13 protein-coding genes are annotated in these 13,583 nt (G+C 64.8%); 4 read left to right on the forward strand and 9 right to left on the reverse strand.

All coding sequences use genetic code 11. The annotated features are described in order from the left end of the window. The first annotated feature begins 87 nt into the window (after positions 1-87). A complete protein-coding gene (locus AC3WLX_RS27815) occupies positions 88-681 on the forward strand; it encodes a hypothetical protein (protein WP_492338358.1) in 594 nt (197 codons plus the stop codon). Between the two features lie 213 nt (positions 682-894). Here AC3WLX_RS27815 and AC3WLX_RS27820 read toward each other — a convergent pair whose 3' ends face one another. After that, positions 895-1,986 (reverse strand): TRAP transporter substrate-binding protein, encoded by a 1,092-nt coding sequence (locus AC3WLX_RS27820; protein WP_291628495.1) that lies wholly within the window; start codon positions 1,984-1,986, stop codon positions 895-897. A 290-nt stretch (positions 1,987-2,276) separates the two neighbouring features. Here AC3WLX_RS27820 and AC3WLX_RS27825 point away from each other — a divergent pair, with 290 nt between their 5' ends. Next, entirely contained in the window at positions 2,277-3,362 is a 1,086-nt protein-coding gene (locus tag AC3WLX_RS27825; RefSeq protein ID WP_492338359.1) for an NAD-dependent epimerase/dehydratase family protein, read from the forward strand. Between the two features lie 99 nt (positions 3,363-3,461). Here AC3WLX_RS27825 and AC3WLX_RS27830 read toward each other — a convergent pair whose 3' ends face one another. The 6 genes from AC3WLX_RS27830 to AC3WLX_RS27855 form a co-directional block, all read right to left on the reverse strand. Next, complete coding sequence (locus tag AC3WLX_RS27830) at positions 3,462-3,983, reverse strand: hypothetical protein (protein ID WP_291628492.1); 522 nt, start codon at positions 3,981-3,983, stop codon at positions 3,462-3,464. A 138-nt stretch (positions 3,984-4,121) separates the two neighbouring features. Next, positions 4,122-5,441 (reverse strand): NAD(P)H-dependent oxidoreductase, encoded by a 1,320-nt coding sequence (locus AC3WLX_RS27835; protein ID WP_492338360.1) that lies wholly within the window; start codon positions 5,439-5,441, stop codon positions 4,122-4,124. Between the two features lie 137 nt (positions 5,442-5,578). Next, a complete protein-coding gene (locus AC3WLX_RS27840; protein WP_492338361.1) occupies positions 5,579-6,379 on the reverse strand; it encodes a phytanoyl-CoA dioxygenase family protein in 801 nt (266 codons plus the stop codon). A gap of 143 nt (positions 6,380-6,522) precedes the next feature. Continuing rightward, positions 6,523-7,197, reverse strand: coding sequence for a GntR family transcriptional regulator (locus AC3WLX_RS27845; RefSeq protein ID WP_492338362.1), 675 nt, complete (start codon positions 7,195-7,197; stop codon positions 6,523-6,525). Between the two features lie 183 nt (positions 7,198-7,380). Next, positions 7,381-8,193: an alpha/beta fold hydrolase gene (locus tag AC3WLX_RS27850; protein ID WP_492338363.1), complete on the reverse strand. Its 813-nt coding sequence runs from the start codon at positions 8,191-8,193 to the stop codon at positions 7,381-7,383. Between the two features lie 2 nt (positions 8,194-8,195). Beyond that, a complete protein-coding gene (locus AC3WLX_RS27855; protein WP_492338364.1) occupies positions 8,196-9,014 on the reverse strand; it encodes an alpha/beta fold hydrolase in 819 nt (272 codons plus the stop codon). 132 nt (positions 9,015-9,146) lie between these two features. Here AC3WLX_RS27855 and AC3WLX_RS27860 point away from each other — a divergent pair, with 132 nt between their 5' ends. Beyond that, complete coding sequence (locus AC3WLX_RS27860) at positions 9,147-9,689, forward strand: methylated-DNA--[protein]-cysteine S-methyltransferase (protein ID WP_492338365.1); 543 nt, start codon at positions 9,147-9,149, stop codon at positions 9,687-9,689. A 168-nt stretch (positions 9,690-9,857) separates the two neighbouring features. On the opposite strand, the gene AC3WLX_RS27865 is transcribed toward AC3WLX_RS27860, so the two are convergent. Continuing rightward, the gene (locus AC3WLX_RS27865) at positions 9,858-11,402 is read right to left on the reverse strand and encodes an acyl-CoA synthetase (protein ID WP_492338366.1); all 1,545 of its coding nucleotides are present in this window, start codon (positions 11,400-11,402) and stop codon (positions 9,858-9,860) included. Between the two features lie 185 nt (positions 11,403-11,587). Further along, positions 11,588-12,760 (reverse strand): acetyl-CoA C-acetyltransferase, encoded by a 1,173-nt coding sequence (locus AC3WLX_RS27870; RefSeq protein ID WP_492338367.1) that lies wholly within the window; start codon positions 12,758-12,760, stop codon positions 11,588-11,590. A gap of 150 nt (positions 12,761-12,910) precedes the next feature. On the opposite strand from AC3WLX_RS27870, the gene AC3WLX_RS27875 reads away from it, so the two are divergent. Continuing rightward, positions 12,911-13,570, forward strand: a complete 660-nt coding sequence (locus AC3WLX_RS27875; RefSeq protein ID WP_492338368.1) for a TetR family transcriptional regulator — start codon at positions 12,911-12,913, stop codon at positions 13,568-13,570. The last annotated feature ends 13 nt before the right edge of the window (positions 13,571-13,583 follow it).

The following is a 13,583-nucleotide window of genomic DNA, read 5'->3' on the forward strand; positions in this document are numbered from 1 at the left end:
GCGCGAGTTCAGGGGGCATTCACGCCCAGGCCGATAATCGAGACCCCGGCCGCGAAAACTGCCACCCCGAGATCCGAGGAGACTTCCATGCCAGCATTGCTTCGTCCCGCCCTCGCAGCGCTGAGCGTTGCGTGCCTGCTGTCCGCTGTGTCGCTGGCTGCGTCCGACGCCGCTCTCGCGCAGGCCAAGCAGTCAGCGCCCGCGCAGCCGGCGGAGCCGGCGCAGCAGCAGGCGCCCGCGTTGAAGCAGATTGCGCTCACCGACAAACAGCTCGACGGCGTGCTCGCCGCGCAGAAGGACATGGATGCAATCACGGAAAAGCTTCCGGAGAATGCTGCGCCCGACCAGAAGGTGATGGCGCAGGTCGAGGAGATCGCCAGGAAGCACGGCTTTGCCAGCTACGACGACTACGAAAACGTCATCGACAACATCAGCCTCGTGCTCGGCGGATTCGATCCCGCGACCAAGAAATATGTCGGCCCGGAAGCCGTCATCAAGGCGCAGATCGCGCAGATCCAGGCCGACAAGAAAATGCCCGCCAAGGACAAAAAGGAAGCGCTCGATGAGCTCAGTGAGGCGCTGAAGACGCCGGCGCTCGAGGTCGAGCACAAGAGCAACATCGATCTCGTCGCCCGGTATTACGACAAGCTGATTGCGGCGCTCGGTGATGACGAGAATTGAGGACGTCGATCTTCGTGTCCCGGATGCGCTGCAGCGTGTAACGCTGCTGCGCAGAGCCGGAACCCAGAGAGCCGCGAATTCTAGCATGGCCCCGGCTCTGCAGCGCACCGCCAGACGATGCTGCGCTGCGTCCGGGGCACGAGCATTCTGCCCTCAAACAAGAAAGCCCCGGAGACATCTCCGGGGCTTTCGTCGTTTCGTCGCTCGATGGGGCTACGTCCTCGTCCGCATCCGCATCATGAAGGTGTCGAAGCTGAGCTCGGCCACCTGCATCCACGCGAGTGACTCGCTGCGGAAGGCAGTGAGGCTCGCATACATCTTGCCGAAATGCGGGTTGCTCTTGGCGAGATCGGCGTAGATCTCGTTGGCTGCGCCATAGCAGGCTTCGAGCACTTCCTGCGGGAACGGCTTCAGGATCGCGCCTGATGCCATCAGCCGCTTCAGCGCGGGCGGGTTCACCGCATCGTACTTGCCCGTCACCCAGGTGAAGGTGTCCAGCGATGCCGTGCTGATGGCGGCCTGGTAGTACTTCGGCAGCGCGTTCCACTTCTCGAGGTTCATGATGTTGTGGCCTTGACCGGTGCCTTCCCACCAGCCGGGATAATAATAGTACTTCGCGACCTTGACGAAGCCGAGCTTCTCGTCGTCATACGGTCCAACCCACTCGGCGGCGTCGATCGTGCCCTTCTCCAGCGCGGGATAGATGTCGCCGGCCGCGATCTGTTGCGGCACGCCGCCCAGCTTGGAGATGATGGTGCCGGCGAAACCGCCGACGCGGAATTTCAGGCCCTTGAGATCATCGACAGTCTTGATCTCCTTGCGGAACCAGCCGCCCATCTGGGCTCCGGTCGAGCCCGTGGGGACGCCGATCGCCTTGTGCTCCTTCAGCAGATCGTTCAGCATCTCCTGACCGCCGCCCCATATCAGCCAGGAAATATGCTGGCGCGTATTGAGGCCGAAGGGCAGCGATGTCCCGAAGGTGAAGGCCGGATTCTTGCCCCAGTAATAGTAGAGCGCGGTATTGCCCATCTCGACCGTGCCGTTCGACACCGCGTCGAGCACTTGAAGGCCCGGGACGATTTCGCCGGCTGCGAAGGGCTGGATCTGGAATTTGTTGTCGGTGATCTCCGCGACTCGCTTGCAGAAATACTCGCAGCCGCCGTAGAGCGTATCCAGCGATTTCGGCCAGCTCGCCGCCAGCCGCCATTTCACCTCTGGCATAGACTGCGCGACAGCCGGCGAAGCAACCGCTGCGCTTGCAGCAAGGCCTGCGCCCGTTACCTTGAGAAATTCACGACGTTTCATGCGTACCCTCCATTGTGCCGATGCTTCGACCCGGGGAACGATCTTGCTGTCGTCTTGTCTTCGCCGAGGCTCGATGTTGTTTGCTTGAGGCTTGCTAGCGTTTCCGAACGGCCCTGACGGGCTCTTTTTGTTGGAAGTCCGATCGTTGCGGTTCCGCCGGCGAGGATGACCGGTCGTCCTGCGATAATCAAGCCTCATGGCCTGCTCGCAAGTGCGAACGCCGGCCAGACGCAAGTCGGCCCCGTCCGCAACCTGCTAGCGGATTGGGCAACGAGAAGGGGACACCGTACATGGCTGGCAAGAAGGTCGTGGTCGCCGGCGCAACCGGTCTGGTCGGCAACGCTGCGTTGCGACACTTCTGCGCGTCCGATCGCTGCGAGGTTGTGGCGTTGTCGCGGCGCAAGCCGCGCGATCTTCATGGTGCGCGCCACGTGCCGGTCGATCTCACCAGCGACGCCGATTGCCGCCGTGCGGCGGCGGAGCTGAACGGCGCCACCCATCTGGTTTACGCCGCGCTCTACGAGGCGCCGCAACTCGTCGACGGCTGGCGCGACGCGCAGCAGATCAGGATCAACGATCAGATGCTGCGCAATCTGATGGGCGTGCTCGAGCCGGCCGCGCCGGAGCTCAGGCACGTCGCGCTGCTGCAGGGCACGAAGGCCTACGGGGTCCACGTCCGCCCGCTGACGGTGCCGGCACGCGAAGGCCGCTCCGAAATGTACGAGCAGCCGAATTTCTACTGGGCGCAGGAAGATTTCCTGCGCAAACTCCAAGCCGGCAAGGCGTGGCATTGGACCATTCTGCGCCCGGTGTTGATCGTCGGGCTCGCCATGGGCGGCGCCATGGACCTGATCCCGCCGCTGGGCGTCTACGCTGCGATGCTGCGCGAGCAGGGGCGACCGCTCGATTATCCCGGCGGCGCACCGCGGGTGTCGCAGGCCGTCGACGTCGATCTCCTCGCCCGCGCAATCGCCTGGTCAGGCGAGGCCAAGGTGGCTCAAAACGAAGCCTTCAACGTCACCAATGGCGACGTCTTCACCTGGGAGAACATCTGGCCCGCGGTCGCGGACGCGCTCGAGATGAAGCCCGGCAAGGCCGTGCCGCTGTCGCTGGCGAAAGCCTCGGCCGATTGGGCCGAACCCTGGGACGCGATCCGGCACAAGCGCAATCTCGTTTCGCCCGACCTCGCCGACTTCGTCGGCCTCTCGTTCCAATACGCCGACTACAGCATGCGCTACGGTCAGACCGAGTCCGGCCCACCGTCGATCGTGTCCACCGTGAAGATCAACCGCGCCGGCTTCACCGAGATGATGGACACCGAGGACATGTTCCGGAAGTGGTTCCGGCAGGCAAAGGCGGAGCGATTGCTGCCGTAACTGATACTACGAAGACGGTGCGCCCCGCCTGCGGGGGGAGAGCGGGGAGACCGCGGCACGAAGCCGGGACCACGACCTCGTCTGAACGCGCTGCGCCGGTTATGACTTCGGCGCAGCGCGGGCACATTTGGCCCTCTCCTTCTTCAACAACTCGCGCATCTTGCGGAAATACGTGTCGTCGAGCGCCGCCGGCATGTCGCCGCAGATGTACGGCAGGTGAAACCTGACGTCTTCCTCGAAGCTGCGTCGCCACTCCGGTTCGTCATAGACGCCGAGAATCTCGTCATAGGCAAACAGCATGTGCGCGACGAAATTCTTGTAGCGCACCCATTCCTCGGGATCGGCCCGCAGCTTCGGCAGATCCGGCTCGACCAGGCTGGGGTAGCGCAGCAGGGACTCGCTGTAGGACATGTAGACCTGCCGGGCCGTCGCGACCCGCGCGTTGGCGCGGATGCTCCAGACCTGATAGGCGACGAAAATCAGGGCAATCGCCGCCACCACGGCAGAGGTGATCTGCGCCGTGTTACCATGCCTGGCGGCAAATCTGGGGATGGGCGGCTCGGGTCTCTCGCTCGGGGCGGCGCTGTCGCTGCCGGTCGAAAGGGTCTGCCGCTCGCTCATGGATTGCTCTGTTCGGAACCGGACTGAATCATCTGCTTGTCCGGATACTAAACCAGGATCGATCGAAGGGGCGACTCCTTGCCCGGTAACGTAATCAATCGGTGAATGAAGCGCTTTCCCGTGAATGGGAACGCGTGATCATGACGACGCTCCGGACGTTGCGAACGCCGCCTCCATTGCCTTGCGCGTCCTGATCGTCTCGTCATTGGCGTCGAACGCGACGTCGCTCCAGCGCACGATCTCGCCATGGGCGACGTCGTGCTTCAGCTTGAGCCGGTGCGCCAGCCCGATCGGCAGCGCACTGGTTTTCAGGCTCGCAGCCGCCGGCACCAGCTTGCCCCAGACCGTGTAGCCGCCCTCGCCGTCGAGCGTTTCGCCCGCGCGCAGGTTCCGCTTTGCAACTGCCGCGACGTCGCCGCGGAAGCCGTGAGGCTGTCCGGTCGGCTCGCCCCGCAGCGCGGCCGACAGGATCGAGATGTTCAGTTCGAGCCCGATCAGGTGATAGGGCTTGTACATCGCGGCATAGCGTCCGCTCCCGTCGGTCTTGAGGCCGTATTGCCTGAAGCAATCGGCGGCATAGTCGTTCGGAGCCTCCAGCACCACATAGACACCCCAGCGCAGGTCGCGAAACACCGGCCGGCCGTCGCGTTCGAGCGAGGAGACCACCTCCACGACGCCGGACCGCTCCAGCACACCGCCGCGCGAACGCGGCCGCATGATATGCGGGAGGTCGTCGACGCCGCAGGGCGGAAACAGCAGGCCGTCTGCGGGCACGTCGAGCCCGCAGGCGTTGGCGATCGCGGCCATCTCGATCGCCGATTTGGTGCCGTCGAGGAAGGAGTTGAACATCTGCGGATTCATGCCGGCCGATTGCGCCTCGCCGGCCGTGAGACCGTAATGCTGCCAGACGCCATCAGGCGTCACGTCGTGATAGGCCGGCAGGTATTTCGTCCCCTTGCCGGCCGCGACGACCCGAAAGCCGGTGGCGCGCGCCCAGTCGACCATCTCGGCGGTCAGCGCCGGCTGGTCGCCATAGGCGAGCGAATAGACCACGCCCGCCTTTCGCGCTTCCTCGGCGAGCAGCGGGCCCGCCAGCACGTCGGCCTCGACATTGACCATCACGATATGCTTGCTCGCCGCGATCGCAGCGCGCGCATGCTTGATGCCGACGGCAGGATTGCCGGTCGCCTCCACCACCACGTCGATGGCGCCGTCGATGGCGCGCACGCCGTCCTCGGTGAAGACGGTCGCGGCAATGCGCTCCGCGTCCCACCCGACGGTGCGGCAGGCCTCACGCGCGCGGTCGCGGTCGATGTCGACGATGACAGGCACCTCCAGCCCCGGGGTGTGCGGCACCTGTGAGAGGAACATCGAGCCGAACTTGCCGGCGCCGATCAATGCGACACGGACCGGCTTGCCGGCGGAGGCACGGGCCTGGAGGAGGCGGAAGAGATTCATGTTTGAAATCCGTCGGTGCAACGATCAAAGCTCGTCATTCCGGGGCGCGCGCAGCGCGAGCCCGGAATCCATTCATCCACGATCTCTGCGGCTTAATGGATTCCGGGCTCGCGCTGCGCGCGCCCCGGAATGACAGGTTACTCCGCCGCCTGCCGCGGTGCCCTTGCCAGCCGCAGCAGCGCATCGTCCTCCACCGGCTTGATCGGCGTGAAATCGCGATGCGCGATGTAGTCCGGCCGCGTGGGCTTGCGGATGTAGTTCGAGACCGCGTTCAGCGTCAGATACACGATCTTGCGCGGATACGGCGTGATGTTGCCGCTGGAGCCGTGCACGAGATTGCCGTGGAACATCAGCATGCCGCCGGGCTTGCCGGTGGGCGCGACGATGCCGCCCTGCGCGACGAGGCGCGTCACGGTGTCCTCGTCCAGCGTCCACAGCGGGTAGGATGTGGTGGCGAGGTCGTGCGAGGCTTCGAGATCTCCGGCGTTCTGGCTGCGCGGCACCAGCATCAGGGGGCCGTTGATCGGCATCACCTCGTCGAGGAAGATCGCGATGTTCATCGCCCGCGGCTCCGGCATGCCGTCGTCGCGCTTCCAGGTGCCGTAATCCTGGTGCCATTGCCAGACGTCGCCGGTGAAGGCCGATTTCGCGTTGATCTTGAACTGGTGCATGTAGACCGGCTCGCCGAACACCTGCTCGACCGGTTCGATCATGCGCGGATGCGCGCCCAATATGCCGAACGCCTGGTTATAGAGATGCGCGGCAAAGGCCGTGCGTGGCGCGCCGCTCTTCTCGCGCCAGACCTCGGGCCGGTTGGCATCGTAGATGCCGACCGCCTCGCGCGCGAGCAGGTCGACCTCCTCTTGGGCGAACAGCTCGGGCAGGAACAGCCAGCCCTCGCGGTGGAAGAAGTCCAATTGCTCGTGAGACAGTTTCATGGGTCGTCCTTCTTGGTTTTGTTCTTGTTGTCATTCCGGGGCGTGCGAAGCACGAGCCCGGAATCCATTCGTCCGCAGTCTCTGCCGCCTGATGGATTCCGGGCTCGATGCTGCGCATCGCCCCGGAATGACGGTGGCTGTGGCTACGCCGCCTCGTCCGTCGCCCTCAATCTCTCCTCGGTCATCCGTCCTGCCGTCTGCGCATGCGCGAGCGCTGCGCGTTCGGCCGCCTTCGCGTCGCCGGCGAGAATGCGTGCGGCGATATCGGCATGTTCGGCCCAGGCGCTGCCGCGATAGTCGAGCTCGGACAGCACCGTCGCCATCGAGCGGCGCATATGCGGCCATTGCGGCGCAATGGTCTCCTCGATCGCGGAATTGCCGGCGAGTTGATAGATCGCGCGGTGAAAATCGACATCGAGCGCGATGAGCTCGGCCAGTGTCGTAGCTTGGTCGATGCGGCGGCCGGCGGCGAGCGCCGCTTCGAGCCGCGTGCGGCCGGCCGCATCATGTCCTGCCCGTTCGGCAGCGAGCCGCGCCGCCAGCGCATCGATGGCCCCACGCACCTCGTAGAGCTGGCGGATGCGCGCGGGATCGAGCTGGGTCACCTCGAAGCCGCGTTTGCCGCTCTCGGCGACGAGGCCCTGCCGATGCAGCAGATGCAGCGCGTGCGACACCGGCTGGCGCGATACCCCGAGCTTGTCGGCCAGCTCGTTCTGCCGGATGCGCTGGCCGGGCGGAAGCGTGCGATCGGAAATCGCTTCCAGGATCCGCGCATAGACCTGGTCGATCAGGTTCGGGAGCGGGTCGAGAGGGATCACGCCGGACAGCTCCGCAGGGTATGAAGGAATACGGAATTCCGTATTCGAGCCTAAGGCAGGACGTTAAAGCCGTCAAATGGTATCATAGAACCTCTGCTCGATCCCAAACCGCCAAGCTATTGATTTTGCTGGCGCTCTCTACTGTGCATGGGGTTGTTTTCGAGAAATGAAAGTCGTGAGGACCTACTCGGTCAGGAACCTGCTCACGGCCTCGCCGAACTCCAGCGGGGCCTGCTCGAACATCCAGTGACCGGCATTCGGAATCTCGGCCGTACTCGCCCCCGCAATGTGCGCGGCCAGCACGCGCCACATCACCGACAGGCTGCCGGTGGTGGCGCCCCCGCCCATCAGCAGCGTCGGCGTCCTGATCGCTTGCGCATCGCTGAGCGTGTAGGGCCGGCGTTGTTCGTTGATCTGCCCGATCAAGGTGAGCGCGTTGTCGCGCAGCTGCTGCTTGGCGGCGGCCGGCACGCGCCGCCAGGCGCCGTCGCCCTCGATACCCTCGTAGAAATTCTGCAGCGCGCCCTCGATGTCGCCGGCGCGGATCATCTCGACCGAGCGCACGGTACGGGCAGCGAGTGACGGGTGCGCGGGCGTGCCCTCGGGCAGCGGCAGGCTGGCATCGAGATCGCCGCCGGGCTCGGCCAGCACCAGCTTGCGCAGCAGATCGGGCCGCGCCTGCGCCACGCGGAACGCGACGTGCCCGCCGCGCGAATGGCCCATGAGATCGACCGGTCCTGGCCGGACCTGTTCGAGAAAGGCGATCACGTCCGAGACGTGCTGCGCCATCTTGTAGTCGTCGCCCACGGCATCCCAATGCTCGGGAAAGAAGTGCCGCAGGCTGACCGAGATGACGCGATGGGCCTTCGAGAGCGGGCCGAGCACCGGATACCAGGTGCGGAAATCCCCGAGCGTGCCGTGCACGCAGACCAGCGGATGGCCATCCCCGACTTCGAGATAGGCCATGTCGTAACCGTTGACGCGGAAGCTCTGCATGGTCAGCTCGCCAGAAAATCCAGCACCACTTCGGAATATTTCTGCGGCGCCTGCTCGAACATCGGATGCGTCGCGTTGGGGATGACAGCCGTCTTCGAATAAGGCACATGCGCGGCCAGCGCATGCAGCACCTTCGGCAGCAGCCCCTTGGTCCGCGCCCCCAGGATGAACAGCGTCGGCATCCTGATAGCCTCCGCATCCGCCTTCGCGAAGGGCGGGCGGTTGTCGCGAACCTGGCCGATCAACGTCATCGCGTTGTCGCGCAGATTCTGCTTCACCATCGCCGGAAGTCGCGGCCAGGTGCCGGCGCCCTCCAGCGTGTCGACGAAGACGGCAAGGCCGCCGTCGACATCGCCGGCCGCGATCTTCTCGGCCGAGGCCGTGAAGCGCGCCAGCAGCGGCGAGGGCCCGCCGATGTAATCCGGATCGAGGCTCGCATCGAGCTCGCCGCCCGGCTCGGCCAGGACCAGCCGTCGCAGCAGATCGGGGCGCTGCTGGGCCACGCGAAAGCAGATGTGCCCGCCGCGCGAATGGCCCATCAGGTCGACCGGTCCGACGTCGAGCTTGTCGATGAAGGCGATGACGTCCTCGACATGCTGCGCGATCGAATAGGTGTCACCGACGCCGTCCCAGCGCTCCGGGAAGAAGTGCCGCAGGCTGACGGCGATCACCCGGTGTCGCTGCGTCAACGGCCCCAGCACGCAGCCCCAGACGCGGAAGTCGTTGAGCGAGCCGTGCACGCAGACCAGCGGCGGACGGTCTCTGTCTTCGCCCACGTCGAGATAGGACATGTCGTAACCGTTGACGTGGAGGCTTTGCATTCAGGGCTCGTGAAGATTGGATGTCCTGTGCAAGATTCCCGGAAACCGGGTGGATCGCAACTATTTCCAAGCCTAGATTTGCCGCGAGATGAAAGTGGGGCCTGCACGAGATGCAAGCCGGGAACCAAAGTCATGACCGACCAGCATTTTGCCCTGTTCGACACCCGCATCGGCCTCTGCGCCATCGCCTGGGGTCCGCGCGGCATCAACGGCACGCAATTGCCGATGGGCGGAGACCAGAAGATCCGCACCCGCATCCAGCAGCGCCATGCGGACGCCACCGAAGCTGAGCCGGCCGCCGAGGTGCAGCAGGCGATCGACCGCATGACGAGACTGCTCGCCGGCGAGCGCGATGACCTGACCGATATCGCGCTCGATCTCGACGGCGTTCCCGAGTTCAACCGCGGCGTCTACGAGATTGCCCGCGCAATCCCGCCCGGGAAGACGATCACTTACGGCGACATCGCCAAGCAGCTCGGCGGCGTCCAGCTGTCGCGCGACGTCGGCCAGGCGCTCGGCCGCAATCCCTGCCCGATCGTGGTGCCTTGTCACCGCGTGCTCGCCGCCGGCAACAAGCCCGGCGGCTTCTCCGCGAACGGCGGCGTGGTGACGAAGCTGAAGATGCTCGAGATCGAGGGCGCGCTGGTGAACCACACCCCGAGCTTGTTCGATTGATCTCCGCTTCACCATCCCCTGGAGGGGGAGGGTCGGCGCGTAGCGCCGGGGTGGGGTGATCTTTCCACTCGGGCAGTGCTCGTGTGGAGAGATCACCCCGCCCCGCTGCGCATTCCGCTTCGCTGCACGCGCATCGACCCTCCCCCTCCAGGGGAGGGTAAGAGCGCTTCAAATCTTCGCCGCCGTCTTCGGCCAGTATTTGTCGCGCAGGTGGCGCTTCACCAGCTTGCCGGTCGGCGTGCGCGGCAGCTCGGCTTCGAAATCGATCGAGCGCGGGCACTTGATGGCGGAGAGGCGGGTCTTGCAATAGGCGATCAGATCGGCCTCCAGCGCCTTGCCGGCGCGGCCGATGTCGTGCGGCTGCACCACCGCCTTGACCTCTTCGCCCATCTCCTCGTTCGGCACGCCGAACACCGCGACATCGGCGACTTCGGGGTGCGTGATCAGCACGTCCTCGGTCTCCTGCGGATAGATGTTCACGCCGCCGGAGATGATCATGTAGGACTTGCGGTCGGTGAGATAGAGAAAGCCGTCCTTGTCGAGATAGCCGACATCGCCGAGCGTCGACCAGCCCTTGGCATTGTAGGCCTTCTTCGTCTTCTCGGGATCGTTGTGGTAGGTGAAGGCGGGCGCGTCGGCGAAATAGACGGTGCCGATCTCGCCCGTCGGCTGCTCCTCGTCGTTCTCGTCGAGAATCTTGATCTTGCCGACCACGGCGCGGCCGACGCTGCCGCGGTGCTCCAGCCATTGCTGCGAGTTGCAGACGGTGACACCGTTGCCTTCCGAGCCGGCGTAATACTCGATCAGGATCGGACCCCACCATTCGATCATCTTGGCCTTGACGTCGATCGGGCAGGGCGCGGCGGCGTGGATCGCACCCTTCAGTGTGGAAACGTCGTATTTGGTGCGCACCTCGTCCGGCAGCTTCAGCATGCGCACGAACATGGTCGGCACGAGCTGCGACTGCGTCACCTTGTACTTCTCGACCAGCTTCAGGAACTCTTCGGCATCGAAGTGCTCCATGATGATGGAGGTGCCGCCGAGCACGACCGCCATCATATTGAAGCGCAAGGGCGCCGCGTGATAGAGCGGCGCCGGCGAGAGGTACGTGCTCTCCGCGTTCATGCCGCACATGTCGGCGCAGAGCACGCGCAGGAAGGCGTTCGGCACGTCGATCCTGTTGCCTTCGAAAGCCTTCTTGATTCCCTTCGGGCGGCCGGTGGTGCCCGAGGAGTACAGCATGTCGTAGCCGGCGACCTCGTCGGCAATCGGCGTGGTCGGCTGCGCGGCGGCTTCCTTGTCGTAGGAGCGGAAGCCGGGCAGCGGATCGTCCATCATGTAGAAGATCGGCTCGCCGGCCGTGCCCTTGATCAGGCCCTTGATCTGGTCGGCGCATTTCGGCGTGGTGATGACGACCTTGGCGCCGCAGTCCTTCACGATGTAGTCGATCTCGTCCTGCTTCAGGTAGCGGCTGATGGCGGTGTAATAGAGTCCGCTGCGCTGCGCGGCCCAGCAGATCTCCATGAAGGCGAGGCGGTTTTCCATCAGGAGCGCGATGTGGTCGCCGGCTTTGAGGCCGAGCGAGCGGAACAGATGCGCGCCCTGGTTCGAGAGCTCGTCGAGCTCGCGATAGGTAATCGCCTTGCCCGTGCCCGCCATCCGGTAGGCGATCTTGTCGGGCGTCGTCTTGGCGTGGATGGAGGGGTGAGTCATCAGCGCAGGTCCCGAGGCAAACGAGATGTCGTCCCCGCGGAGGCGGGGACCCATAACCAAATGGTCGTTGAAACGAGGTGGAGCTCCGGCGCAGCATAACCACGGCGTCCTGTGGTTATGGATCCCGGATCGGCGCGCGCTTGAGGCGCGCTTGTCCGGGACGACACCGTTTGTGTGGCCGCGACTTACAGCCGTTCCACGATCGTCACGTTCGCCATGCCGCCGCCCTCGCACATGGTCTGCAGGCCGTAGCGCTTGCCACGCTGGTGCAGGGCGTGGACCAACGTCGTCATCAGCTTGGTGCCGGAGCCGCCGAGCGGATGGCCGAGCGCGATGGCGCCGCCGTTGACGTTGAGGCGCTCAGGATCGGCGCCGGTGGTCTTCAGCCAGGCGGTCGGCACCGAGGCGAAGGCCTCGTTGACCTCGAACAGGTCGATGTCGCCGATCTTCATGCCGGCCTTCTCCAGCGCGCGCTTGGTGGCGTGCAAGGGAGCATCGAGCATGATCACGGGATCGCCGCCGGTCATGGTCATGTGGTGGATGCGCGCCAGCGGCTTGACGCCGAGCTGCTTCAGGCCCTTTTCGTTCACGACCATCACGCCCGAAGCGCCGTCGCAGATCTGACTGGCGCTCGCCGCGGAGAGCTTGCCGTTCTCGGCGATCAGCTTGACGCCCTTGATGCCGTCGAGCGTGACGTCGAAGCGGATGCCTTCGTCGATATGGTGGGTGTCCTTGCTGCCGTCGGCGCGGGTGATCTCGAGCGGCACGATCTCCTTCTTGAAGTGGCCCGCTTGCGTCGCTGCGATCGCGCGCTGATGGCTGTCGTAGGAGTACTTATCGAGCTCCTCCTTGGAGAGGCCGTACTTCTCCGCCATCATCTCCGCGCCGGTGAACTGGCTGAACACGATGTTCGGATATTTCTTCTCGATGCCCGGGCTCTTGTAATTGCCAAACCCGTTCTTGGCCGGCAGCTGCGAGGACAGGCCCATCGGCACCCGCGTCATCGACTCCACGCCGGCCGCGATCACGACGTCCATCGCACCGGACATGACGGCCTGAGCGGCGAAGTGCAGTGCCTGCTGGGAGGAGCCGCACTGGCGGTCGATCGAGGTGCCCGGCACGCTCTCCGGCAGCTTCGAGGCCATGATCGCGTTGCGCGCGACGTTGTTGGACTGCTCGCCGACCTGCATCACGCAGCCCATGATCACGTCCTCCACCAGGGCGGGATCGGCCTTGGTGCGGTCGACCAGCTCGTCCAGCACCTTGGCGGCGAGATCGGCCGGATGCCAGCCGGCGAGGCGGCCCCCCTTGCGCCCGCCGGCGGTGCGCGCAGCGGCGACGATATAAGCCTCGGCCATTTCGGTCTCTCCCTTGATTGTTCTGGATTGGGTTGTCGGGGGCGGATTTAAGGGGTGGACTATCGTTTAGTCAATCGATCAATTAACTCTTGTGATCAGGCGCTGCTTGGGCTTATCTGCGCGCGCTCCAGCGGCCAAACAGGGATATCCGTGGCGACCAGCGTAACGAACAGGCTCCCCGGCGGGAAAAATTCCACGGCAGAGAAATTGCTGGTGGCCGCAAGCGAGCTGATGATCGAACGCTCCTCGATCGAGATCTCCCTGTCCGACATCGCGCAGAAGTCAGGCGCCAACGCCGCGCTGGTCAAATATCATTTCGGCAACAAGGACGGCCTGTTGCTGGCGCTGTTGGCGCGCGACGCCGCGACGGAGATGTCAAATCTCGAGTTTCTCTTGGCGCAACCGATCACGTCGACGGCGAAGCTGAAGCTGCACATCGCCGGCATCATCCGCGCCTATCACCGCTTCCCCTACATGAACCGGCTGATCCATTATCTCTTGCACGAGACCAGCGGGAGCTCTGCCGATGAAGTATCGAAATTCTTCGTCGCGCCGCTCTTGGATTTCCATCGCCGCCTGCTGGCCGAGGGCGTCAGCCGCGGCGAATTCCGCCGGACCGACCCGGTGCTGTTCTACACCAGCCTGATCGGCGCCTGCGATCATCTGTTCTTCGGCCGGCACGCGATGTCGCGCGCGACCGGCGTCGGCCCGGTTACCGACGACGTCTGCCGGCAATACATCAAGCATATGGAAACGCTGATCTGCTGCGGCATCCTCACGCAAGCCGGGGAAGCTGTCGCTGCCGGATAGTCCGGCCAATTGT

It is taken from the genome of Bradyrhizobium sp. FW305-F6, from assembly GCF_058782905.1.

Coding starts and splice junctions, on each gene's coding strand:
- AC3WLX_RS27840 (WP_492338361.1), bottom strand. CDS start 6,379: ATGAAACTGTCTCACGAGCAATTGGACTTCTTCCACCGCGAGGGCTGG.
- AC3WLX_RS27820 (WP_291628495.1), bottom strand. CDS start 1,986: ATGAAACGTCGTGAATTTCTCAAGGTAACGGGCGCAGGCCTTGCTGCA.
- AC3WLX_RS27860 (WP_492338365.1), top strand. CDS start 9,147: ATGACCGACCAGCATTTTGCCCTGTTCGACACCCGCATCGGCCTCTGC.
- AC3WLX_RS27870 (WP_492338367.1), bottom strand. CDS start 12,760: ATGGCCGAGGCTTATATCGTCGCCGCTGCGCGCACCGCCGGCGGGCGC.
- AC3WLX_RS27865 (WP_492338366.1), bottom strand. CDS start 11,402: ATGACTCACCCCTCCATCCACGCCAAGACGACGCCCGACAAGATCGCC.
- AC3WLX_RS27815 (WP_492338358.1), top strand. CDS start 88: ATGCCAGCATTGCTTCGTCCCGCCCTCGCAGCGCTGAGCGTTGCGTGC.
- AC3WLX_RS27855 (WP_492338364.1), bottom strand. CDS start 9,014: ATGCAAAGCCTCCACGTCAACGGTTACGACATGTCCTATCTCGACGTG.
- AC3WLX_RS27830 (WP_291628492.1), bottom strand. CDS start 3,983: ATGAGCGAGCGGCAGACCCTTTCGACCGGCAGCGACAGCGCCGCCCCG.
- AC3WLX_RS27850 (WP_492338363.1), bottom strand. CDS start 8,193: ATGCAGAGCTTCCGCGTCAACGGTTACGACATGGCCTATCTCGAAGTC.
- AC3WLX_RS27835 (WP_492338360.1), bottom strand. CDS start 5,441: ATGAATCTCTTCCGCCTCCTCCAGGCCCGTGCCTCCGCCGGCAAGCCG.
- AC3WLX_RS27825 (WP_492338359.1), top strand. CDS start 2,277: ATGGCTGGCAAGAAGGTCGTGGTCGCCGGCGCAACCGGTCTGGTCGGC.